The organism is Ruegeria sp. C2 (assembly GCF_056537765.1).
In genome coordinates this window covers 54,441-77,116 of the sequence record NZ_JBQFRZ010000012.1, presented here as the reverse complement: position 1 = coordinate 77,116, position 22,676 = coordinate 54,441, and the positions used below count along the sequence as shown (strand labels likewise).

The 22,676-nt window shown below is 58.5% G+C and carries 25 protein-coding genes, 1 tRNA gene and 1 riboswitch; of the genes, 16 read left to right on the top strand and 10 right to left on the bottom strand.

Annotated features, from left to right (window positions below):
* Together ACR0IV_RS20385 and ACR0IV_RS20380 are read right to left on the bottom strand one after the other, a co-directional pair.
* On the bottom strand, nucleotides 1-979 hold a 979-nt coding region (locus ACR0IV_RS20385), incomplete at its 3' end, for a hypothetical protein (protein WP_480734434.1).
* Between the two features lie 651 nt (nucleotides 980-1,630).
* Nucleotides 1,631-1,706 (bottom strand) — tRNA-Lys (locus ACR0IV_RS20380).
* Between the two features lie 211 nt (nucleotides 1,707-1,917).
* On the opposite strand from ACR0IV_RS20380, the gene dapF reads away from it, so the two are divergent.
* Both dapF and mtaB read left to right on the top strand, forming a co-directional pair.
* Nucleotides 1,918-2,760 carry a diaminopimelate epimerase gene (gene dapF, locus ACR0IV_RS20375; RefSeq protein ID WP_480471941.1) on the top strand — a complete coding sequence of 281 codons (843 nt, stop codon included), beginning with the start codon at nucleotides 1,918-1,920 and terminating at the stop codon, nucleotides 2,758-2,760.
* On the top strand, nucleotides 2,757-4,013 hold the full coding sequence (gene mtaB, locus ACR0IV_RS20370; RefSeq protein ID WP_480660693.1) for a tRNA (N(6)-L-threonylcarbamoyladenosine(37)-C(2))-methylthiotransferase MtaB: 1,257 nt from the start codon (nucleotides 2,757-2,759) through the stop codon (nucleotides 4,011-4,013). Before dapF ends, mtaB begins: the two co-directional genes overlap by 4 nt.
* 141 nt (nucleotides 4,014-4,154) lie before the next feature.
* Here mtaB and ACR0IV_RS20365 read toward each other — a convergent pair whose 3' ends face one another.
* From ACR0IV_RS20365 to petA, 3 genes are read right to left on the bottom strand one after another with little or no spacing between them, the layout of a single operon-like run.
* On the bottom strand, nucleotides 4,155-4,940 hold the full coding sequence (locus ACR0IV_RS20365) for a cytochrome c1 (protein ID WP_480660695.1): 786 nt from the start codon (nucleotides 4,938-4,940) through the stop codon (nucleotides 4,155-4,157).
* Between the two features lie 17 nt (nucleotides 4,941-4,957).
* Nucleotides 4,958-6,289, bottom strand: a complete 1,332-nt coding sequence (gene petB, locus ACR0IV_RS20360) for a cytochrome b (protein WP_480471485.1) — start codon at nucleotides 6,287-6,289, stop codon at nucleotides 4,958-4,960.
* Nucleotides 6,290-6,303: 14 nt separating this feature from the next.
* Complete coding sequence (gene petA, locus ACR0IV_RS20355; protein ID WP_480471484.1) at nucleotides 6,304-6,888, bottom strand: ubiquinol-cytochrome c reductase iron-sulfur subunit; 585 nt, start codon at nucleotides 6,886-6,888, stop codon at nucleotides 6,304-6,306.
* 460 nt (nucleotides 6,889-7,348) lie between these two features.
* Here petA and ACR0IV_RS20350 point away from each other — a divergent pair, with 460 nt between their 5' ends.
* Complete coding sequence (locus tag ACR0IV_RS20350) at nucleotides 7,349-7,795, top strand: c-type cytochrome (protein ID WP_480660698.1); 447 nt, start codon at nucleotides 7,349-7,351, stop codon at nucleotides 7,793-7,795.
* 13 nt (nucleotides 7,796-7,808) lie between these two features.
* Here ACR0IV_RS20350 and ACR0IV_RS20345 read toward each other — a convergent pair whose 3' ends face one another.
* Together ACR0IV_RS20345 and ACR0IV_RS20340 are read right to left on the bottom strand one after the other, a co-directional pair.
* Nucleotides 7,809-8,417, bottom strand: coding sequence for a glutathione S-transferase (locus ACR0IV_RS20345; RefSeq protein WP_480660700.1), 609 nt, complete (start codon nucleotides 8,415-8,417; stop codon nucleotides 7,809-7,811).
* 56 nt (nucleotides 8,418-8,473) lie between these two features.
* On the bottom strand, nucleotides 8,474-9,097 hold the full coding sequence (locus tag ACR0IV_RS20340) for an FMN-binding negative transcriptional regulator (RefSeq protein ID WP_480660702.1): 624 nt from the start codon (nucleotides 9,095-9,097) through the stop codon (nucleotides 8,474-8,476).
* 55 nt (nucleotides 9,098-9,152) lie between these two features.
* A riboswitch (FMN riboswitch) is annotated at nucleotides 9,153-9,352 on the top strand.
* Between the two features lie 127 nt (nucleotides 9,353-9,479).
* On the opposite strand from ACR0IV_RS20340, the gene ACR0IV_RS20335 reads away from it, so the two are divergent.
* The 5 genes from ACR0IV_RS20335 to cobO all read left to right on the top strand — a co-directional run bounded on the left by ACR0IV_RS20335 (nucleotide 9,480) and on the right by cobO (nucleotide 13,408).
* Complete coding sequence (locus ACR0IV_RS20335; protein ID WP_480660704.1) at nucleotides 9,480-9,920, top strand: 6,7-dimethyl-8-ribityllumazine synthase; 441 nt, start codon at nucleotides 9,480-9,482, stop codon at nucleotides 9,918-9,920.
* A gap of 94 nt (nucleotides 9,921-10,014) precedes the next feature.
* A complete protein-coding gene (gene aroC, locus ACR0IV_RS20330; protein WP_480660706.1) occupies nucleotides 10,015-11,115 on the top strand; it encodes a chorismate synthase in 1,101 nt (366 codons plus the stop codon).
* Nucleotides 11,099-11,761, top strand: a complete 663-nt coding sequence (locus ACR0IV_RS20325; protein WP_480734433.1) for an HD domain-containing protein — start codon at nucleotides 11,099-11,101, stop codon at nucleotides 11,759-11,761. Before aroC ends, ACR0IV_RS20325 begins: the two co-directional genes overlap by 17 nt.
* 54 nt (nucleotides 11,762-11,815) lie before the next feature.
* The gene (locus ACR0IV_RS20320; protein WP_480660710.1) at nucleotides 11,816-12,751 is read left to right on the top strand and encodes a DMT family transporter; all 936 of its coding nucleotides are present in this window, start codon (nucleotides 11,816-11,818) and stop codon (nucleotides 12,749-12,751) included.
* 57 nt (nucleotides 12,752-12,808) lie between these two features.
* The gene (cobO, locus tag ACR0IV_RS20315; RefSeq protein ID WP_480660712.1) at nucleotides 12,809-13,408 is read left to right on the top strand and encodes a cob(I)yrinic acid a,c-diamide adenosyltransferase; all 600 of its coding nucleotides are present in this window, start codon (nucleotides 12,809-12,811) and stop codon (nucleotides 13,406-13,408) included.
* Nucleotides 13,409-13,861: 453 nt separating this feature from the next.
* Here the strand turns inward: cobO and ACR0IV_RS20310 are convergent, their stop codons facing one another.
* The 3 genes from ACR0IV_RS20310 to ACR0IV_RS20300 all read right to left on the bottom strand — a co-directional run bounded on the left by ACR0IV_RS20310 (nucleotide 13,862) and on the right by ACR0IV_RS20300 (nucleotide 16,271).
* On the bottom strand, nucleotides 13,862-14,227 hold the full coding sequence (locus ACR0IV_RS20310) for an SPW repeat domain-containing protein (protein WP_480660714.1): 366 nt from the start codon (nucleotides 14,225-14,227) through the stop codon (nucleotides 13,862-13,864).
* 111 nt (nucleotides 14,228-14,338) lie between these two features.
* A complete protein-coding gene (locus ACR0IV_RS20305) occupies nucleotides 14,339-15,289 on the bottom strand; it encodes an AraC family transcriptional regulator (protein ID WP_480660716.1) in 951 nt (316 codons plus the stop codon).
* Nucleotides 15,290-15,404: 115 nt separating this feature from the next.
* Nucleotides 15,405-16,271, bottom strand: a complete 867-nt coding sequence (locus ACR0IV_RS20300; protein ID WP_480660718.1) for a branched-chain amino acid aminotransferase — start codon at nucleotides 16,269-16,271, stop codon at nucleotides 15,405-15,407.
* A gap of 158 nt (nucleotides 16,272-16,429) precedes the next feature.
* On the opposite strand from ACR0IV_RS20300, the gene ACR0IV_RS20295 reads away from it, so the two are divergent.
* The 8 genes from ACR0IV_RS20295 to ACR0IV_RS20260 all read left to right on the top strand — a co-directional run bounded on the left by ACR0IV_RS20295 (nucleotide 16,430) and on the right by ACR0IV_RS20260 (nucleotide 22,665).
* The gene (locus ACR0IV_RS20295) at nucleotides 16,430-16,942 is read left to right on the top strand and encodes a MarR family winged helix-turn-helix transcriptional regulator (RefSeq protein WP_480471472.1); all 513 of its coding nucleotides are present in this window, start codon (nucleotides 16,430-16,432) and stop codon (nucleotides 16,940-16,942) included.
* Nucleotides 16,939-17,640: a response regulator gene (locus ACR0IV_RS20290; protein ID WP_480660720.1), complete on the top strand. Its 702-nt coding sequence runs from the start codon at nucleotides 16,939-16,941 to the stop codon at nucleotides 17,638-17,640. Before ACR0IV_RS20295 ends, ACR0IV_RS20290 begins: the two co-directional genes overlap by 4 nt.
* Before the next feature lie 66 nt (nucleotides 17,641-17,706).
* The gene (locus tag ACR0IV_RS20285; protein WP_480660722.1) at nucleotides 17,707-18,633 is read left to right on the top strand and encodes a histone deacetylase family protein; all 927 of its coding nucleotides are present in this window, start codon (nucleotides 17,707-17,709) and stop codon (nucleotides 18,631-18,633) included.
* Nucleotides 18,630-18,872: an exodeoxyribonuclease VII small subunit gene (locus ACR0IV_RS20280; protein ID WP_170484940.1), complete on the top strand. Its 243-nt coding sequence runs from the start codon at nucleotides 18,630-18,632 to the stop codon at nucleotides 18,870-18,872. The genes ACR0IV_RS20285 and ACR0IV_RS20280 overlap by 4 nt, the downstream gene beginning before the upstream one ends.
* Nucleotides 18,873-19,739 carry a polyprenyl synthetase family protein gene (locus ACR0IV_RS20275; RefSeq protein ID WP_480660724.1) on the top strand — a complete coding sequence of 289 codons (867 nt, stop codon included), beginning with the start codon at nucleotides 18,873-18,875 and terminating at the stop codon, nucleotides 19,737-19,739.
* 14 nt (nucleotides 19,740-19,753) lie between these two features.
* Nucleotides 19,754-21,682 (top strand): 1-deoxy-D-xylulose-5-phosphate synthase, encoded by a 1,929-nt coding sequence (dxs, locus tag ACR0IV_RS20270; RefSeq protein ID WP_480660726.1) that lies wholly within the window; start codon nucleotides 19,754-19,756, stop codon nucleotides 21,680-21,682.
* A 204-nt stretch (nucleotides 21,683-21,886) separates the two neighbouring features.
* A complete protein-coding gene (gene napF / locus ACR0IV_RS20265; RefSeq protein WP_480660728.1) occupies nucleotides 21,887-22,396 on the top strand; it encodes a ferredoxin-type protein NapF in 510 nt (169 codons plus the stop codon).
* Nucleotides 22,393-22,665 (top strand): chaperone NapD, encoded by a 273-nt coding sequence (locus ACR0IV_RS20260; protein ID WP_480660730.1) that lies wholly within the window; start codon nucleotides 22,393-22,395, stop codon nucleotides 22,663-22,665. Before napF ends, ACR0IV_RS20260 begins: the two co-directional genes overlap by 4 nt.
* The last annotated feature ends 11 nt before the right edge of the window (nucleotides 22,666-22,676 follow it).

Genomic DNA, 22,676 nt, shown 5'->3' with positions numbered 1-22,676 from the left:
GCTGGTAGGCGTCGAGCGCACCGGGGAGATCGCTCTGAGCGCGCCGCACATCGCCGATCTTGTTCAGACTGACGGAGAGATCGCGGGCCCGTTCTGCGTTGGACGGGTCTGCCTGAGCCAGCCGAGCGGCGACTTCGAGCGAGGCTTCAAATGCCACAGCCGCGCCAGCAGTGTCCCCCGCCACACTCAGAAGATCGCCCTGGTAACTGAATGCGATCATCGCGTTGCGGGTATTCTGCCGCCATAGTCCAGCAGCTTCACCGTAGTGGGCGGCGGCACTGCGTCGGTCCAGGCGAGCAGCTGATGCAGTTGCAAGAGTTTCTGCGATTTGCGCACGCCGCTGATCTTCCAGCACACGTTGTTTGTCTTCTTGTTGGCGTCGTGCATCTTCTAGTGTTCGACGGTTTTCAATGCTTGCATCGTAGAGCCTTTTGACCTCTTTGAGCGCTGTTTCGGCAGTGTCCAACTCGACCATGTCGTCACGGTCAAGCGCCGCTTGCGCGGCTTCCAGATAGGGTCGTATCTCCGGCGCTTCGTTGGTAAGGCCCTTTAGCGCTTCTATTTCAGTCCGCATCGAAAAGTAGTTTTTTGTAATCTCGGAAAGCGCTGCTTTTAGCTGATCTTCGGGTACGGCGCGTTCCAACACTGTACGAGCGAAACCGAGGTACTCCGCGTGCGTCAGATCGGGTTCACCGAGCCGGCGTTCCATTCGCTCAAGAATTTCGGCCATTCGCTCTTGCCGAGCATCCGCGACCTTATCGCGCTCGGAAGACCGCTCAGCATGAACCACGAGTTTGCCAACCGCCTGACCCAGTTCGCCAATAATGTGAGGTTCCAGTGCCTCATAATACTGACGGTTTTCGAAGGCGGCGTGCAGGCTAATTTCCACGACGCTCCGTGCGTAGCGATACGATACAGAAAAGCGTGCTTCATGCCCGAACAACTTCGGCTCGTGTTCAGCCAACTCTGCCATCACCATATCAGCGGCTTCACCCGGAAAACCCTTTGGAGACACAATCGACTGTGCCAGAGCGTTGCGATCTATGACACATGATTCCAAGTGTCGTTCCAAGGCTTCGTCAGCGTTTGCCAGATCGTTGTGGGCGGACCAACGATCCCCCTCAATTTTGAGCATTTCTTCAAACCCGGCACGAATACCCTCTCTGGTTTTCTTCCGAATCCGTGCACACTCGGGACCGAACTTCCGTTGCCTGCCCGCAAGATACCCCGTTACTCCAGCCAGTCCGACGGATGCCTCCAGCGCGCCCGGAGGTGGCGCTCCAAACGCAACGGCTCCGAGGCCAACGCATGCGACTACCGCCTTGTCCAGACCGCTTGCAAGAAAGCTCATACTTTTCCAATACCTATCGAAACCATCAAGTAATCAAATAATAGTCGCGGAGTGCTACGTTAGACGCAACTATCAAATGGGTCACGCTCAAAAATCAGGTATCGCGCACCTCAACAATTCCGGATCGCGCCAACTCGGTTGTAGGTATGTTGCTTAGATGCACTACCGAAAGCCATCCGGCATTTCGTTCTGGTTGCTTCCGTACTGCTTCCGGAAACCTGTCGCTCAGAGAATGTGAAATTCTCACCAACCTCAAATATTTGATTTCATTGAAAAAAGTGGTGAGCCGTGCAGGATTCGAACCTGCGACCCACTGATTAAAAGTCAGTTGCTCTACCAACTGAGCTAACGGCCCACTCTTTTGTTCGGATCTTAATGATCCGTGGCGCTCTGTAAGGCATTTTCCCAACCGGGTTCAAGACCTTATTTGCACCGCGTTCCACCGGTTTCCTAGACAGGATCGGCATCCCGATAGGCGGCCTAATTAGGCAGGTGGCGCAGGGGGGTCAACCCCTTTTTTCAGGAATCTGCGCGATAGGGTGGATTCATCTTCTGACCGGGGTTATATGCCCGCCATGCAACGTATTAACGACACCGGTTTGCCCTTCATGAAGATGCACGGGCTGGGCAATGACTTTGTCATTGTGGATGCGCGCGCGCAGGCGGTTTCGATCACTCCTGCACAGGTTGAGGGAATCGGGCATCGTCAATTCGGTGTCGGCTTTGATCAGCTGGCCGTGATTGAAAACGGCCAGGCCGATGCGCATCTGGTGTTCTACAATTCCGATGGCTCGACCTCGGCCGCCTGCGGAAACGCGACCCGGTGCATTGCACGGTTCCTGATGGATGAGACAGGCAAATCCGAGTTGACCCTGACGACCGAGCGTGGAACGCTCTATGCGCGGGATGCAGGCGACGGCCTGACCTCGGTCAATATGGGACATCCGCAAACGGACTGGCAGGACATTCCCTTGGCCGAGGATGTGGATACGCTGGAATTGCCCATCGAAGGCGGCCCGACCGCCACAGGTATGGGTAACCCGCATTGTACCTTCTTCGTTGAAAATGCCGAAGCGATCCCGCTGGCCGAATTTGGCGCGCGGTATGAATATCATCCGCTTTATCCCGAGCGGACCAATGTGCAGGTCGCGCAGGTAATCGGCCCGGACCATATCCGCATGCGTGTCTGGGAACGCGGCGTTGGAATTACGCTCGCCTCCGGCTCGTCCTCTTGTGCCACTGCGGTGGCGGCTGCACGGCGGGGTCTAACCGGGCGGAAGGTGCAGATCGATCTGGATGGCGGCACCATCTGGATTGACTGGCGCGAGGATGGTGTTTGGATGACCGGACCAACGGCTCATGTCTTCTCGGGCACGCTGACGCCGGAGTTTCTGGGGTCGCTGGGATGAACCCGCCAAAGTTTGCCACTCTGGGCTGCCGCCTGAACGCCTACGAGACCGAGGCGATGAAAGAGCTGTCGCAGCAAGCCGGCTTGACGGATGCAGTTGTCGTCAACACCTGTGCCGTGACCGCCGAGGCGGTCCGCAAGGCCCGTCAGGAGATCCGCAAGCTGAGGCGCGAGAATCCCAATGCACGACTGATCGTCACGGGGTGCGCCGCACAGACCGAACCTCAGACCTTTGCCGAAATGGATGAGGTTGACGCAGTTATTGGCAACACCGAAAAGATGCAGCCTGAGACCTGGAAGGGCATGGCCGCGGACTTCATCGGCGAGACCGAGACGGTACAGGTCGACGACATCATGTCCGTCACGGAAACGGCGGGCCACCTGATCGATGGCTTTGGCACACGCTCCCGCGCTTATGTACAGGTCCAGAACGGATGTGACCACCGCTGCACGTTCTGCATCATTCCATATGGCCGAGGAAACTCGCGCAGCGTCCCTGCGGGCGTCGTGGTGGATCAGATCAAACGGCTGGTGGACAAGGGTTACAACGAAGTGGTCCTGACCGGCGTGGACCTGACCTCCTGGGGTGCCGATCTGCCCGCGCAACCCAGACTGGGCGATCTGGTGATGCGGATCCTTAAGCTGGTGCCCGACCTGCCGCGCCTGCGTATCAGCTCGATCGACTCGATCGAAGTGGATGAGAACCTGATGCAGGCCATCGCGACCGAGTCCCGACTGATGCCCCATCTGCACTTGTCCCTGCAACATGGCGATGATTTGATCCTGAAACGGATGAAACGCCGCCATCTGCGCGACGATGCGATCCACTTTGCCGAAGAGGTCCGCAAGCTGCGCCCCGATATGACCTTCGGTGCCGATATCATTGCAGGCTTCCCCACTGAAACGGACGCACATTTTGAGAACTCGCTGAAACTCGTCAAAGAGTGCGACCTGACCTGGTTGCATGTCTTCCCGTATTCGAAACGCGAAGGCACCCCAGCGGCCCGCATACCGCAGCAGGTCAACGGAAACATCATCAAAGAGCGCGCCGCGCGCCTGCGCGCCGCCGGAGAATCTCAGGTTACCAAGCATCTGTCCGCCCAGATCGGCAAAACCCACAACATCCTGATGGAGAACCCGATGATGGGCCGCACTGAACAATTCACCGAAGTGACCTTCGACACGGCCCAACCCGAAGGCCAGATCATAACCGCCACGATCCAGGGGCACACGACCACGCAATTACGAGCCTGATCCGCCCTTCATTTGGCTAAAAATATCTCGGGGTTGAATTGGCCGCAGGCCAAGAAGGGGCTGGCCCCTTCAGCATCGCCGCAACAAAAAAACCCCCGCCACCCAAAGGGCGCGGGGGTAATCAGCTTAAATTTCCTGAACTCAGTCCAGACGCTTACCCTTTACAGGTGCCCACAGACGCTTGTTCACAAGGTACAGCAGCACCGACAGAACGGTCAGGAACAGAACACCTACGAAACCGGCATTCTTACGCTCCATCATCTTCGGTTCGGCAGTCCACATCAGGAAGGCCGCGATGTCCTCGGACATGGCTTCAACCGTGGCCGGGTGACCATCGGCGAACTCAACCTGATCCTCAGACAGCGGCGGAGCCATCGAAATCCAGCCTCCCGGGAAGGCCGTGTTTTCGTACAGGATGGTACCTGCTTCTTCCTTTTCCTTACCGGTATAGCCATCCATCAACGAGGCGATGTATTCCGCCCCGCCCATGCCTTTGACCAACTGGTTGATGCCCAGACCATAGGGACCGTGGAAGCCCGCACGAGCCTTGGCCATCAGGCTCAGGTCCGGTGCGCCAACACCGTCATTGGCCGGGAAGTGGTCAGTTGGAATCGCCGGGCGGAAATCGTCCTGCTCGGAGTCGAACACTTCGAAGTTGCCGGCCGCATAAGCGATCACTTCTTCTTCCGAATACCCCAGCGCTTCCAGATCGCGCAGCGGCACATATTTCAAGCCGTGGCAAGCTGCACAGACTTCGGTGTAAACCTGAAGGCCGCGCTGAAGCTGGTTCTGATCCCAGGTGCCAAAAGGCCCTTCGAACGAAAACTGAAAGTCTTCGATGTGCTGCTCATATGCGCCTGCCGCCTGTGATGCGACAGGAGCGATAGCCAAAGCAAGGGCGGCACCGATTGCAAGTTTCTTGAACATGTTTCCGGTCCCTCTTCTTACTCGGCCGGCGTGGCGTCGGCGTCAGCCTTGCCATAATGCGCGTTGAAGTCTTCTTCGATGGTTTCCGGCTGCGCCTCGGGTTTTTCTATGACACCCAGGATCGGCAGGATCACGAAGAAATAGGCGAACCAGTAGGCGGACGCGATCAGCGAGAAAGTCGCATAAGGCTCTTCCGCGGGCATCGCACCCAGCCACATCAAGGCAAAGAAGTCGATGATCAGCAGGTAGAACCACCACTTGAACATCGGACGGTATTTGCCCGAGCGCACGCTCGAGGTGTCCAGCCAGGGCGCCAGAGCCATGGCCAGGATCGCACCGAACATCGCAATCACACCAAAGAACTTGGCGTCGACGATGCCGCCGGTGATGAAGCTGGCAAACTGCACGACCCAGACCTCACCGGTGAAGGCGCGCAGGATCGCGTAGAACGGCAGGAAGTACCATTCGGGCACGATATGTGCGGGCGTAACCAGCGGATTGGCTTCAATATAGTTGTCCGGGTGGCCCAGATAGTTCGGCATGAAGCCGACAACCGCCCAGAACACCACCAGGATAACGGCCAGTGCGAACAGGTCCTTGATCACGAAGTAGGGCCAGAAGGGCAGCGTGTCTTTCTCGGCCTCGGCTTTCGAACCACGGCGCACTTCAACACCTGTCGGGTTGTTGTTGCCTGTGGTGTGGAAGGCCCAGATGTGCACGATCACCAACGCCGCAATCACAAACGGCAGCAGATAGTGCAGCGAGAAGAAGCGGTTCAGCGTCGCGTTGTCCACTGCAGGTCCGCCCAGCAGCCAGGTCTGGATCGCCTCACCCACAAACGGGATCGCGCCAAACAGACCGGTGATCACGGTCGCACCCCAGAAGGACATCTGACCCCAGGGCAGAACGTAGCCCATGAAGGCGGTGCCCATCATCATCAGGTAAATCAGCATCCCGATGATCCACGTGATCTCACGCGGGGCTTTGTACGAGCCGTAGAACAGGCCACGGAAGATGTGGATGTATACCGCAACAAAGAACAGCGATGCGCCATTCATGTGTAGGTAGCGCAGCATATAGCCGCCATTCACGTTGCGCATGATGTGTTCGATGCTGGCGAAAGCCAGATCAACATGCGGGGTATAGTGCATCACCAGAACAATACCGGTGACGATTTGCAGCGCCAGGCAGAACGCCAGGACGATGCCCCAGATCCACCACCAGTTCAGGTTCTTGGGGGTGGGGATCATGATGGTGTCGTAAATCAGGCCGACGATGGGCAGACGGCTGTTCAGCCACTTCTCGCCGTTTGTCTTCGGCTCGTAATGATCGTGGGGAATTCCGGACATACGTGGGGTCTCCCTTAGCCGAGTTTAATGGTTGTTGCGTCGACCCATTCGGCGGGCGGAACAGGCAGGTTTTCAGGCGCGGGTCCTTTGCGGATCCGACCAGCCAGATCGTAGTGCGACCCGTGGCAAGGGCAGAACCAGCCACCAAAGTCGCCAGCATCGCCCAGCGGCACGCAGCCGAGGTGTGTACAAACGCCCATCTGAACGATCCATGCACCCGCCGCTTCGCCTTCGGGTGAAGGCATCACGCGGTTTGCATCCGTTGCCGGCGCGTCTGCGTTGATGTTGAAGTTGCGAGCGAGCGGGTCAGGCAGGTTGCCCACCGCTTCTTCGTCCTGCTGCTGCGCTTCGGCAATCTCGGCGCCGGTGCGGTGACGGATAAAGACCGGTTTACCCAGCCACTTAACGGTCAGCTGCGTTCCTGGCTCTACCCCGCTCACGTCGGTGCGGATCGAGGACAGCGCCTGAACGTCTGCCGACGGGTTCATCTGGTTGATCAGGGGCCATACGGCTGCACCGGTCGCAACAACACCTGCGCCGCCAGCGACGTAATACAGGAAATCTCTGCGGGTGCCTTCGTGGTCTTCTGCGTGGGACACGAGGTTTTCTCCGATTGTCTGGCGCCCGCGGACGGGCAAATAGCTCGCGCACCGCACGAATGCGGTGTCTTAACCGCGCTGTCTATCGGGGAGATTAGTGTTCGTCTAGCGGTCATAAACGCGCAATACGCCGCATCTGGGTTTTTTATCACAGCGCACCTGACATTTTTGATGTTTCAGCGCCGCATCTTTTCCCACGCCTTCGAATCGAAAGGTTTGATTCGGGCGTCGGCATAGTGCCCAAGCAGAATCAGGGCTGAGGGCCTTCAGATGGCATCCATTGCACTTGATTGACGCGGAACCGTGCAAAATCCCCGACACAGAATCGACTTTGTTCACCCGTAAATAACAGGTCTGAAATAGATCATTATTTCCGGAAGGTATTAAGTCATTTCCTGTTGCACTTTTTACGCGAATGCCGGAAATCGCGGCGCGCGCGAACGTTGAACAGGAGATCCCGATGTCAAAGACCCCCTTGGCCGCCGTTCTGTTAACAATTGCACTGTCCACGCAGGTCGCTGCCGCCGGTGACCCTGCCAAAGGCAAACAGCTTTATAACCGCTGCTCATCTTGCCACGCGATCATCAAAGATGGCGAGGTTCTGATAAAAGGCGGCATCACCGGGCCGAATCTCTATGGCGTGGTCGGTCGCATTGCCGGAACCGAGTACGACTACCTGAACGGCAGTGAACGCCTGCCTATCGGGATGTTCACGGATGACATGATCCGCGCCGGGCAAGAAGGACTTGTCTGGACCGAAGAAAATGTCGCCAGCTATTCCGAAGATCCTGTCGGGTTCATTCAGGATTATCTGGGCGATGAAACTGCGCGCCCGAACATGAGCGTCAAACTGAAAAAAGGGGCTGCGGATATTGCGGCCTACCTGGCCACTTTCAGCACGCCATAAGCACCACGCAGGCTCAGCCTGGTGGCCGCGTCGCCATCATGCTGGGCCGTTCGCTGAAGGCGGCATACCAAGTCGCCAGCGCATCATTGCCTCTGCGCCACCCTCGCGCGTCGTGGCGCAAGTCGAGATAGCCCAGCGCACACCCAACCGCGATCTGACCCATATCCAACGGGCCTGAAAGATGCGCCATCCAGCGCTGGTTCAGCGTAGCGCAGGCGCGTTCGATCTTACTCCACTGCGCGTCAACCCATTCATCCCACCGCTTGTCCTCGGGCCGCAAACGGTTTTCATAAGTCATCAGCAGCGCCGCATCCAGAATCCCATCCGCCAGCGCCTCAAGCGTCAGCACATCCCAATGCCGCGATCCCTCGGGATAGAGCCCCGCTTGCGCCCGCGCATCCAGAAATGCGCAGATCACCCGGCTGTCGAACAGCGTTGGCCCATCGGGACGCTCGAGCGCGGGGACCTTGGTCAACGGGGCTTTTCCGATCAGCGGCTCAGCCGGAGAGACAGGCGTGCTCGCAACAGTTTCCAACACGACATCTTCAAGCTGGCCAGTCTCATGCAACAGCACCGTGACTTTGCGCACGTAAGGTGAGGTCGGGCTGTGGTAAAGCTTCATGTCCTGTCTCCTTGTTTGCGGTGCAGACTACAGAAGCCAGATCAAAACAAAACCCGTCAGAATTCGGCTGCGCCCTTCATCAAATCCCTCAGCGCATGCAGTTCAGCCCCAAGCCCATCCTCGGCAATCCGGTCTGCTGCGCTCAGGCGGGCCGCATTGGGCTTGTTCTGGTTCAGCTTCCACGTCCCGTCGATCTCGCTGATCCGCAACCGACAAGGCACGATCATCCTCAGGAACCGCTCCATCACATCGTCGGACAGTTTCGAGACTAACCAAGGTGATTTCGGCAGCAACCGGTTCTCAAAGAACGCGCTCTGTCGATCCAATAGATCCCGCAACTCCTCCTGCGGACGCAGCTCAAGCTCGCCCGTCAAATGAACCGCCACATAATTCCATGTCGGTACCTGATCTTCGATCCCGTACCAGTCAGGCGAGACATACCCATCCGGCCCGGAAACCGCGATCCGCGCCGCTTGCGGCTGTTTCAGCGCCCGCACGATTGGGTTCGAACGGACCAGATGCAGCTCAACCCAGGACGCATCCTCGTTCAGCAGAAACGGCACATGGCTCATGAGCGGGGCGGAATCGGTCGACACTGCCAGCACTCCGAAGGCACGGTCGCGGGCAAAGGCAATGTGACGCTTAGCGGCTTCGGCCCGAAAGGCGAGATTGGGGTGCATGGTGATCCTCCTGCCAATTTCTCTTGCAGAAGCGACGCGCCCTTGGCAAGGTCCGCGTTGTTCTCAGGGCGGGGCGAAATTCCCCACCGGCGGTATGCGGGCCACGGCCCGTAAGCCCGCGAGCGGCTCGGCCGTGTCCACGATCCTAAGAGCGGGAAGCGGTTTTCGGACAAATTGTGGAACCACGCACGAGTGACAGCAGATCTGGTGAGAGGCCAGAGCCGACGGTTACAGTCCGGATGGAAGAGAACGTGCAGCGTGCCGCAAGCCGGTGCGCCTGCTCGTGATCGCCTTGGGTGACGTGTCATGCCGGGCTGGCAGCGAAAAGTGGGAACCGGTTTTCGCAATTGCCAGCAGGCCACCAAACTGAAAGGAGATCATGATGACACACACCCGCTATGCTTTTATCAAAGCCAACTGGCATTCCGATATCGTTGATCGCGCGCTGGACGGGTTTCTGGAGCTTATCCCCGCCGAGCAGGTTGATGTGTTCGACGTGCCCGGTGCATTTGAGATGCCCCTGCTGGCGCGCGACCTGGCCCAGACCGGACGCTATGCCGCCGTGGCCTGCGCTGCCTTCGTTGTGGATGGGGGCATCTATCGACATGATTTCGTGGCCCAAGCCGTGGTCGATGGCCTGATGCGCGCCAGTCTCGATACTGGCGTTCCGGTCCTGTCAGTCTCACTAACGCCGCATCAGTACCAGGAGACCGAACATCACAACGCGATCTACCGCACCCATTTCGTGGAAAAGGGGCGCGAGGCTGCACGCGCCGCGCTGAAAATCATCGAAACCCGCACGAGATTGCGCCGTGCAGCGTAAGCACAACAGGTTGGGGCACCGCTGCCCCAACCGCAAATCCGCTTGAGACTGCGGCCCTTGCCCGCTAATCACATCGCGCAAAGGAGCACGCCCCATGTCGATGAACAGCTTTGGACACCTCTTCCGCGTCACCACCTGGGGCGAAAGCCACGGGCCTGCATTGGGTGCCACCGTCGACGGCTGCCCTCCGGGCGTGACGATTGACGAGGGTATGATCCAGCACTGGCTGGACAAGCGCAAACCGGGGCAGAACAAGTTCACGACCCAGCGGCGCGAACCCGATCAGGTGAAAATCCTTTCGGGCGTGTTCGAGGGCCAGACCACCGGCACCCCCGTGCAACTGATGATCGAGAACACCGATCAACGCTCGAAAGACTACGGCGATATCATGGACAAGTTCCGTCCGGGTCATGCTGATATCACCTATTGGCAGAAATACGGCATCCGTGATTATCGCGGCGGCGGGCGCAGCTCGGCCCGGGAAACCGCATCGCGTGTCGCGGCAGGCGGGCTGGCGCGCGAGGCCATCAAACAGATCGCACCGAATGTGCAGATCACCGGCTATATGACCCAGATCGGTCCGCACAAAATCGACCGCGATAATTTCGATTGGTCGCAGATCGAACAGAACCCGTTCTGGACTCCGGATGCACAAGCTGCCGAGGGCTGGGCCACTTACCTGGATGACCTGCGCAAGTCCGGGAACTCGGTCGGCGCCGTGGTTGAGGTTGTCGCACGCGGCGTTCCTGCAGGGCTTGGTGCTCCTGTATATGCCAAGTTAGACACTGATCTGGCTGCCGCAATGATGTCGATTAACGCTGTCAAAGGCGTTGAGATCGGCGAAGGGATGGCCGCCGCTGAACTGACCGGCGAAGCCAACGCGGACGAGATCTTCATGGGGCAGGACGGCCCCCAATACAGCTCCAACCACGCGGGCGGCATTCTGGGCGGCATTTCGACCGGGCAAGACGTCGTGGTTCGGTTTGCGGTCAAGCCAACCTCGTCGATCCTGACGACGCGCAAAACCATCACCAAATCCGGTGAAGAGACCGAGATCATCACCAAGGGCCGTCACGACCCCTGCGTTGGTATCCGTGCCGTCCCGGTGGGTGAGGCAATGATGGCCTGCGTGATCCTCGATCACCTACTGCTGCACCGTGGTCAGATTGGCGAGAACCGTGGACATATCGGCTGATCTGCGGACGCGGCTGCGCAGCATAGTCGCACAGCATATGCAGACCGATCCAGCGCATGATCTGGCCCATCTGGATCGCGTCTGGGTGAACGCGCAAGCCATGGCGGACCAACAGACCGACAGATCGGTGCTGCTGGCCGCCTGCTATCTGCACGATCTGGTCAACCTGCCCAAGGATTCGCCTGATCGGCATCTGGCGTCGCGCCAATCCGCTGCTGAATCAGAGTCTATTCTTCAGGATTTGGGCTTCAACCCGACCAAGATCAGTGCCACACAACACGCCATCGCAGCGCATAGCTATTCGGCCAACATCCTGCCCGAAACGTCCGAGGCACGGATACTGCGCGATGCCGATCGGCTGGATGCGCTTGGTGCGATCGGCATCGCACGCACATTCTCGGTGTCGGGCGCATTGGGCCGGGTTCTTTACGATCCGGCCGATCCCTTCGCGGATGCGCGGCCCCTGGACGATCTGCGGTTCTCGCTGGACCACTGGAAGGTTAAGCTGCTGAACCTGCCAGATGAGATGCTGACCGAAACGGGCCGCCAGATCGCCAGACAACGCGCTGACCGCATGATCCGGTTTCTGGAAGAGTTTGGCGACGAGATTGGTCACGAGCTGCCCGACCACTGGAAATCGACCTGATTGGTACAATCCTGTCGTTGATCTTTTGCCGCCAAAGGCGCAGGGTCGCGGCCAATGGCAAAATCGTTAACATCGCATCGACCCGTACTGGCCGTGGGTCTGAAACTCAGCGCGCTGATGTTGTTCACATCAATGTCCGCGCTGGTCAAAGCGTTGTCTGCCGATTTTCCTCCGGGCGAGCTGGTGTTTTTCCGGTCGCTCTTCGCCATTCCGGTGATCATCGCGTGGCTCGTCTGGCGTGGTGAACTGGCACAAGGCTTTGTGGTCAAGAAACCGATGGGTCATTTTTGGCGGGGCGTATTGGGCACCAGCGCCATGGGGCTGACCTTTACAGGCCTCAGCCTGCTCCCACTGCCTGAGGTTACTGCCATTGGCTATGCCACGCCGATCTTCACCCTGATCCTGGCCGCGGTGATCTTGGGCGAACGCATTCGCATGATCCGAATCGGAGCGGTGGCGCTGGGATTGCTTGGGGTGCTGATCATGATCTGGCCACGACTCGGCAGCACGCAGATGGAAGTGGCGGCGACCATGGGTGCATTGTGCGTGCTGGCTGCGACCTTCGCCCGTGCCTTTGTTCAGATCCATATCCGGCAATTGGTCAAGGTCGACCACCCCGCCGCAATCGTTTTCTATTTCTCTATGACTGCCACCCTGCTTTCAAGCCTGACGGCATTCTGGGGGTGGACAATACCCACGATGAATCAGGCTCTAATACTGGTCACTATGGGGTTGATTGGTGGAATCGCGCAGATACTGGTCACCTCGTCCTATCGCTTCGGGCAGGCCTCGATGTTGGCGCCTTATGACTATTCGACCATGCTGTTTGCGATTGTCATTGGCTATGTCTGGTTCGACGAACTGCCAACGGTGGCGATCCTGATCGGTGCGGTGCTGGTGATTGCGGGCAATGTTGTCGTGATCTGGCGCGAGCATCAGTTGGGGCTGGAACGCGGCAAGGCGCGCGCCGTCACCGATCCCAAAGCCTGACCTTTACCTTTCGCAAACTTCGCCTAGGTTGGGCCGGGCAATGAAAGAGGTTTCCGGATGAGCGACGCGCAGGATCACAAGGAAAAGATGCAGAAGGTGCAGGCCCAGCACCGCAAGAAAGTGTCCGAGGCCGTTGACCCGGGTCGCGGTCTGGTGCTGATCAACACCGGCAAGGGCAAGGGCAAATCATCTGCCGCCTTTGGTGTGGTGATCCGCGCATTGGGTTGGGGTCAGAAGGTTGCTGTGGTCCAGTTCATCAAGGGCAAGTGGAAAACCGGCGAGCGGCGTTTCTTTGAAGAGCGGGATCTGGTCACCTGGCACACGATGGGTGAGGGCTTCACCTGGGACACCCAAGACCGCGAGCGCGACATTGCAGCGGCCACCTCGGCCTTTGGCAAGGCCTGTGATCTGATGGCTAGTGGTGAGTATGATCTGGTCGTTCTCGACGAAATCAATATCGCCCTGCGTTATGAATATCTTTCTGTAGAGACTGTTATTGAAGGTCTGAAGGCCCGATCGGACAAGACCAGCGTATTCTTGACGGGCCGCGATGCGCCGCAAGCGCTGCGCGATTATGCCGATCTGGTAACGGAAATGACCGAAGAAAAACACCCGTTCCAGGCTGGGATCAAGGCCCAGCGCGGCGTGGATTTCTAACGCTGAAAACTGTTTTCATTCAGGCTGCGTGTCGATACGCGGCCTGCCAGTGCCGCCGGGGCTTGCAAGTCGAGCCTCCGGCACCTCTCCGCATCACAGGTTTTGCGATCAAGATAGACCTCAACCTCCGAGCTCAGCGCGTCGCAATCACAAGAAGCGCAGCAAGGATCTGACATCAGCTCTTCGAATCGAGTGCGCATGGGACCTCCGCTGATCGTTTCCGGGACGGTGGCGGGTCTTCACTGTGTTGCTTGCTGAGCCACAGATCACCCCGGAACCTAGTGTCTAATATTATCATCCGGCGTTACTATTATCTGAGTTTTTTCATTGGTCTTTTCAAGCCTGAAAACAATCACCACATCTAGCTCGAACTGCTGACACATAAAACAGTACCTAACAAAGGGAAAACCGCGCGAAATCGCGCGGTTTGGTTCTTTCAGGCGACAGAAATAATCAGACGGTCGCGGTCTGCTCGGGTGCGCTGAGTGAGATCACAGCTACCACCGCAGCACCATTCAGCCAGTAGAACCACGCATCAATCCCCGAGAATCCAAGCAGGCTGGGGGCCAGCAGGAAGGTGAGGCCGACGATCAGGTCCACGGCCAGATGAAACTTGTAAGGCAGAACCCGCCAAATGCCCAAGTGATGGTCGGTCAGAACCGTCAGAACAAAAGCTGCGACGCCGGTGACAACCGACAACCAGAGCGCCAGCGGATTGGATTGACCCAACCCCAGAACAAAGGGCAGCACCATCAACGCAATGGCGACCGGATAGTCGAGATACGCATGAACAGTGCGGGTGACGAAACGCAGGGACATCTGAACTTCCTTTCCTCAATCAGTGATGGACTAAGGATAGGTGTCCGACTGCGAACGTAGCAGCCCAGATCGTTTACGAGATATTGCAGATCGTTCAGAAGTAAGGGTGGATCAGTGCATGGCCCTGTAAGCAGCGGGCGACACGCCAACCTGCTTCTTGAATACACGCGAGAACGCGGCTTCTGAGGCGTATCCAACCTCAGCCGCGGCATCGGCCACATTCCAACGGCTTTCAGTTAGACCGTGGCAGGCAATCTGCATGCGCCAATCTGTCAGGTATTGCATCGGAGTGGTGCCCATCTTCTCGGCAAAGAGCTGGGCAAAGGCTGTGCGCGACATGGCAGCCTCGCGCGCAAGGGTCGCGACGCTCCATTCTTGTGCCGGAGATTGATGGAACGCTGTCAGCGCGCGTGAAATGCGTGAGTCTGCAAACCCGGCAAGGGCGGCTTCATCAGGGCTTTGGTGTTCCAGATAGGCACGGATCGCCTGCGCAAACAGAACTTCGGACAATTTCAGGGCAATCAGATCACCGCCGATCCGAGCACCCGACACTTCCGAGCCAATCATGCGCAACGTGGCCTCGATCCACGATCCCGCCTCTTCCCCATAGTTCTGAATCAGGATGTATGGCGGCAGCCGATCGATCAGCATATGCCCCGTGCCACCCCGGCCGGCGGGGCCGGTGAATGAGAAATGACCGCAGATCAGTTGCGTATCCCGCTCCTCATCCGCACCGCCATAGACCAATACGCCATCGCCCCGATATCCCGCGATCTCAAGCACCTGTTCCAGTGGCAGCGCATCAAGCGGCTGAACTTCAGCGCACAGCAACGCATGCGGCGCGCCATGTGGGATCAGAATCAGATCGCCTTGTTTCAGGCGCAGAGTGTCACCCGTCGTCGGAATATGCACCTTCAACTCGCCGCGCTGGACGAAGTGAAACCGGGCGACGTTTTCGAATCCGGGCACCTGAACGCCAAAGGGCGGGGTAAAGGACGTGCGGAAATAGAAAGTACCGCGCAAAGACAGGCGGGTGAGGATATCGCTGAGAAGGTCCAACATCGTGCAAAGATATCGAGCGGTTCAGACAAGTCCACAGGCTGGAACGTTCTGCACAAAGAATTGCACGTTCTGCAACAAAAACCCCCGCCGAAGCGAGGGTTTCAGAAGCTTCTGATTACGAGCGGACCAGTTTCTCATAACCCTCGGCGATCTCGCGGGTCAGGTCGCCAACTTCGAACGTGTATTCGCCGATCTGCCCAACGGGCGTCACTTCGGCGGCGGTGCCGGTCAGCCAGCATTGTTCGAAATCGGCCATTTCTTCGGGCTTGATGCGGCGCTCATGGACGGTGATGCCCTTGTCTTTCAACATCTGGATCACAGTCTGGCGGGTGATGCCGTTCAGGAAACAATCGGCCAGCGGAGTATGCACCTCGCCGTCCTTGACAAAGAACACGTTTGCACCGGTCGCTTCGGCCACATAACCGCGCCAGTCCATGAACAGGGCATCCGAACACCCCTTGGCCTCGGCCTTGTGCTTCGAGATAGTGCAGATCATGTATAGACCTGCCGCCTTGGCGTGAACCGGGATGGTTTCGGGGCTGGGGCGTTTCCATTCCGCGATGTCCAGCTTGGCCCCCTGCATCTTTGCATCGCCATAATAGGCACCCCAGGGCCAAACCGCGACGGCCATACGAACCGGGTTCTTGGCCGAGGCAACACCCATGTCCTCGCCCGAACCACGCCAGACGAGCACGCGTACATAGGCATCTTTCAAGCCGCTGGCTTTCAGCGTCTCTTCCTTGGCCGCTTCGATGTCATCCACCGAGTAGGGCATCGGCATGTCCAAAGCCTCGGCCGACGCTATCAAACGCTTGGAATGTTCGCGGCTTTTGAAGATCTTGCCGTTATAGGCGCGCTCACCCTCAAACACAGACGAGGCATAGTGCATCGCGTGGGTCAGGATGTGCACATTCGCTTCACGCCAGGGCACCAGTTTACCGTCTAGCCAGATGGTACCATCACGATCATCATACCCCGCCATGCGAAACCTCCTGAACCGGGTCAATTTTCCGAATATTGCGCCAGATAGGTCCGCATCGGACACATTGTTGCGCAAAAACTGCGATTCGATACCTGTGCGCTCTTGGAATGTCAATAAGGCTGACATAAACTCGAACCGTATTGCGAATGAGGCCCGTTATGTCCGAAATCCGTCCTGCCCCGGTCTTTGGCGGAGAAAGCCTGTTATTTCTGACGGATGAGCAGTTGCGGCAAGGTATCGAAGCGATGTTCTTTGCCTATCGCGGCTTCACCGCCGATCCCGACCGCATCCTGTCCGAAATGGCCTATGGCCGCGCCCATCACCGGGCGGTTCACTTCATCAATCGCGCGCCCGGCACGACGGTAAACAACCTTCTGGGCATCCTGGGGGTAACAAAGCAGTCTCTAAATAGGGTTCTGCGCACCCTGATCGAGGACGGTTTGGTGGAAAGCCGTGTGGGAAAGGTGGACAAACGCGAACGCCACCTATTTCTAACAGACAAGGGCAAGGCGTTGGAGGCTACGCTGTCCGATGCGCAGCGAGCCCGGATGCGCGCGGCGTTCAAGGATGCAGGCCCCGAAGCGGTGGCCGGTTTTCGCAAAGTGCTTGAAGCGATGATGGATGCTGATATGCGTCGTGCATATACGAAACTGCGGGATACAACTTCATGAGCGATATGGACGCCCATCTTCTGATCGTCGACGACGACGAACGCATTCGCGATCTGCTCAAGAAATTCCTGATGCGAAACGGGTTTCTGGTAACCGCAGCGCGGGACGCGGCGCATGCGAGGCGGGTGCTGTCGGGGCTGGATTTCGATCTGATCGTGCTGGATGTCATGATGCCGGGCGAGGATGGGGTTAGCCTGACCAAGGCGCTGCGCGAGACCCATGCGACACCGATCCTGCTACTGACCGCAAAAGGCGAAACCGAGCATCGCATCGCGGGGCTCGAAGCCGGTGCCGATGATTACCTCGCCAAGCCTTTTGAGCCGAAAGAACTGCTGTTGCGGATCAACGCCATCTTGCGCCGCATGCCCGAAGCCCCCGCGCAGGAGACAGCCGCGAAATTCCTGACACTCGGCCCGATCCGCTATGACATCGAGCGTGGCGAGATGTGGCAGGGAGAAGATCCCGTGCGTCTGACCGCGACCGAAAGCCAGTTGATGAAGATCTTCTCGGCCCAGCCGGGAGAGCCGATCAGCCGTGCCAAGCTGGTTGAAGATCTGGGGCGCGACAAGGGGCAAGCGCAGGAACGTGCGGTTGACGTGCAGATCACGCGCTTGCGGCGCAAGATTGAGCAGGATCCAAAGCAGCCCCGGTATCTGCAGACTGTGCGGGGTGCGGGGTATATGTTGGCCCCCGACTGATTTGCCGTTGTGCGGCGACTTTGCCTTCGGCGAAGGTATCTATAGCCAGATGAAGATAGGACCCCGATGACGACTGCCCTTTTGACCCATGCCGATTGTTTAGGCCATGTGACACCTGACGGGCATCCGGAGCGGGTGGCGCGATTGGAGCATGTTTTACATGCGCTGGAAGGCCTGGATCTGAAACGGGTCACTGCTCCGATGGCCGCAGATGACGATCTGTTGCGAGTTCATCCAGCCAGCCACATCGATGATATCCGAAGCAGCAGGCCCTCTGAAGGGTTTCGACAAATCGATGGGGACACGTTCATGTCTCCGGGGTCGGTCGATGCTGCTTATCGCGCAGCGGGGGCGGCGGTACGGGCGGTTGATCTGGTTCTGAGCGGTGAGGCCTCGAACGCGTTCTGCGCCATCCGCCCGCCAGGGCATCATGCGGAATCCGAGACAGCGATGGGGTTTTGTCTGTTCGGCAACGCAGCGCTGGCGGCGAAACATGCGCTGGATCATCACGGGTTGAACCGCGTGGCGGTGGTGGATTTCGATGTACATCATGGCAATGGCACGCAGGATCTGCTGTGGGATGAGCCACGCGCGCTGGTGATCACAAGCCAGCAGATGCCGTTATGGCCCGGAACAGGGCGCGCGGATGAAACCGGCGCCTATGAGACGGTGCTGAATATTCCATTAGCCCCCGGCACGGGCGGGGCCGAGATGCGCGCTGCCTACGAGGCGCAGGCCTTTCCGCGGCTGCGCGCGTTCAAGCCGGAACTGATCATCATTTCGGCGGGATTCGATGCGCATCAGGATGATCCACTGGCCAACCTCAACTGGTCCACGGGCGATTTCGCCTGGATCACAGCCGAGCTGTGCAAGATTGCCAATGAGGTCTGTGCGGGCCGTATCGTCTCGACTCTGGAAGGCGGGTATGATCTGAACGCACTGGCCGAGGCGACACGCGCCCATGTGGAAGAACTGATAAAGGCAGCACGATGACCGATACTCCAGTCGAACAGATGACGTTTGAACAGGCGATGAAAGAGCTTGAGGCGGTAGTGGGCCAGCTGGAACGCGGGGATGTGGCCTTGGATCAGTCGATTGCTCTCTATGAACGCGGCGCGGCTTTGAAGAAGCGTTGCGAAGATGAGTTGAAGCGGGCCGAAGAAAAAGTCGCAGCGATCACTCTGGATGCGAGTGGACAACCGACCGGGACAACGCCTGTCGAAGGTCAGTAAATGTTTCGTGAAAAGCTGGCGCAGGATGCGGCGCTGATTCAGAGCCATTTCGATCTGGTTCTGGGGGCGTTGGACGATCTGGATGTGACACGGGCGATGGCCTATGCCACCGAAGGCGGCAAGCGGCTGCGTGGGTTTCTGGTTTTGGAAAGCGCGCGGTTGCATGGCGTTGACGCGACGCAAGCGATCTGGCCAGCGACCGCGATTGAGGCGCTGCATGCATACTCGCTTGTTCATGATGACCTGCCCTGCATGGATGACGATGATTTGCGGCGCGGGCGCCCGACTGTGCATGTGAAATGGGATGAGGGTACCGCTGTCCTCGCGGGCGATGCGTTGCAGACGCTGGCATTTGAACTTTGCACGCGACCCGAGACCGGGAGCGCAGAAATTCGCGCAGATTTGGCTCTAACACTGGCAAAAGCGAGCGGCGCACAAGGTATGGTTTTGGGTCAGGCGCTGGATATCGCAGCGGAGACGGCAGCAGAGCCGCTGACACTGGATGAGATTACGCAACTTCAAGCGGGTAAAACCGGCGCGTTGATCGAATGGTCTGCCTGCGCAGGTGCGCGGTTGGCGCAGGCCGATCCCGAGCCCTTGCGCCAATATGCCCAAGCCCTTGGCCTTGCTTTTCAAATCGCCGATGACATCTTGGATGTCGAAGGAGATGCCGAAAAGGCCGGAAAGCGGCTGCAGAAGGATGCTGAGGCGGGCAAGGCGACCTTTGTCTCGCTGCTGGGTCTGGAGGCCGCGAAATCCCGTGCTGCCGCGTTGGCGGATCAGGCCTGCGCAGCACTGGACGGGTATGGCACTAAAGCTGAAACCTTGAAGCAAGCTGCCCGCTTCGTTATTGCCCGGGACAGCTAAGCCAGGAACGCCATATGTCTGACCGCCCGAATACGCCTCTGTTGGACCTTGTGAACCGCCCTGCGGATCTCAAGCAATTCTCGGATGCGCAACTACATCAGGTCGCACATGAGTTGCGGTCCGAGACGATCTCGGCCGTTTCTGTGACTGGGGGACATCTGGGCGCAGGTCTTGGCGTAGTCGAACTGACCACAGCCCTTCATGCAGTATTTGATACTCCGCGCGACAAGATCATCTGGGACGTGGGGCACCAGTGCTACCCGCACAAGATCCTGACCGAGCGCCGCGACCGTATCCGCACCTTGCGCATGAAGGATGGCCTGAGCGGCTTCACCAAGCGCAGCGAAAGCCCCTATGACCCGTTTGGCGCGGCGCATTCGAGCACCTCGATCAGCGCCGCACTTGGGTTTGCCGTGGCGCGTGATCTGGGTGGTGTGACACCCGAGGGGCTGGGCGATGCGATTGCGGTGATCGGCGATGGCTCGATGTCTGCGGGCATGGCCTTTGAGGCGATGAACAACGCGGGCCATCTGAAAAAGCGCCTGATCGTCATCTTGAACGATAATGAGATGAGCATCGCGCCTCCCGTGGGTGCTCTATCCAACTACCTGTCGCGCATCTATGCCGAAGAACCGTTTCACGATCTGAAAGCTGCGGCCAAAGGAGCTGTGTCGTTGCTGCCTGAACCTTTCCGCGAGGGGGCAAAGCGCGCCAAGGACATGCTGAAAGGCATGGCCATGGGCGGGACGTTGTTTGAAGAACTGGGCTTTTCCTATCTCGGCCCCATCGACGGGCATGATCTGGACCAATTGCTGCCGGTTCTGCGTGCGGTCAAGGCGAAGGCAAGCGGGCCAATTCTGATCCACGTGCTGACCAAGAAGGGCAAGGGCTATGCCCCTGCCGAACAGGCACGCGACAAGGGTCACGCAACCGCCAAATTCGATGTGGTGACGGGCGAGCAGAAGAAGGCCCCATCCAACGCGCCGTCCTATACCTCGGTCTTTGGCAAGACTCTGGTCGAGGAAGCGGCGCGGGATGACAAGATCGTCGCGGTCACCGCCGCAATGCCCGACGGGACCGGGCTGAACCTGTTTGCTGAGCGCTACCCTTCGCGATGTTTCGACGTGGCAATTGCCGAACAGCATGGCGTGACCTTCTCGGCTGCGTTGGCCGCCGGGGGGATGAAGCCGTTCTGTGCGATGTATTCAACCTTCCTGCAGCGTGGCTACGATCAGGTTGTGCATGATGTGGCGATCCAACGCTTGCCGGTGCGATTTGCCATCGACCGTGCGGGGCTGGTGGGGGCAGACGGTGCGACCCATGCGGGGTCGTTTGATGTTGCTTACATGGCCAACCTTCCGGGCATGGTTGTCATGGCAGCTGCAGATGAAGCCGAACTGATGCACATGGTCGCCACCGCCGTGGCCCATGACGATGGCCCGATCGCTTTCCGGTATCCGCGCGGCGAAGGGGTGGGCGTTGACCTGCCTGAACGTGGCGAGGTGTTGGAGATCGGTAAAGGCCGCATGATCCAGAAAGGTGCCCGTGTGGCGCTGTTGTCCTTCGGCACGCGTCTGGCCGAAGTGCAAAAAGCAGCCGAGGCTCTATCGGCGCGGGGCATCACGCCCTCCATCGCGGATGCGCGATTTGCCAAACCGTTGGACCGGGACCTGATCCTTGATCTGGCTGCCAACCACGAGGCGCTGATCACCATTGAAGAAGGTGCCGTCGGAGGTTTTGGCAGTCACGTGGCGCAATTGCTGGCGGATGAGGGCGTGTTCGACGACGGGTTGAAGTATCGTTCGATGGTATTGCCGGATATCTTCATCGACCAAGCCAGCCCGGCGGACATGTATGCCGTCGCGGGCATGAGTGCGGCGCAGATCGAAGCCAAGGTGCTGTCTGTGCTTGGTATCACCTCAATCCGGGAAAAGCGCGCCTGAATGCCGGGCGCGTAGGCCAGCTCCCAATTCGAAGTGGATCATCGAGCAAAATGGAATTATGCATAATCCACTCAAGATTTTCTAAATCCGGCTAAAGAATAAACATTTCGGAAATGATCTAGGTCAATTTCCTGCGCTCTGTGCTACGCTAACACCCGAGTCAGGCAGGCCAACCCCTGCCGATCACTCAAAGGTCGGGAGCGAATGAACAAGCTAGCCAGCCGACGCGCATTCCTGAAAGGGAAGGTGCTGCGCGAGGATACATCAGCCATCCACCCACCGGGTGCGGTGGCAGAGTTTCTTGATCTGTGCACACAGTGCGACGAATGCCGCGAGACCTGCCCTGAAGATATCATCAAGTTCGACGCACAAGGCTGGCCCGTTGTGCAATTGGATGCAGGCCCCTGCACCTTCTGCGGTGAGTGTGCCAATGCCTGCCCGACCGGGGCACTGAATCCTGAACACGTGGCTGATTGGCCCTGGCGCGCTGCGGTGTCTGCATCGTGCTTGTCGATGAACGGTGTCAGCTGTCGGGTCTGTCAGGATGTCTGCGACCACAACGCGATTCGTTTCAAACTGCAGCTTTGCGGTCGCGCTGAACCCCAACTCGACACTGATATTTGCACCGGCTGCGGCGCCTGCGCCAGCGCTTGTCCCGCCGGTTCCGTCAGCTTTGAACGCCACACCCCGCCCACTCAGGAGGTTGCCTTATGAACATCTGTGGTTGCCTCGTCCATGTAACCCCGGAAACCACCCAAAGCGCGCAGGCCACGATTGCGGGTACAAACGGGGCAGAGGTTCACGCGGCATCCGAGGATGGCCGCATTGTTGTTGTGGTCGAGGATACGTCGGAAAAACTGGCGTCCGAGACGATCATGGATCTGCATCAGATCCCGGGTGTGATCTCTCTGACCCTGACTTATCACCATTTCGAAGACCTCGCGGAGACCCGTCCGCACCTTAACGCTTCTCGCCAGATCTAAAGCCGGAGACC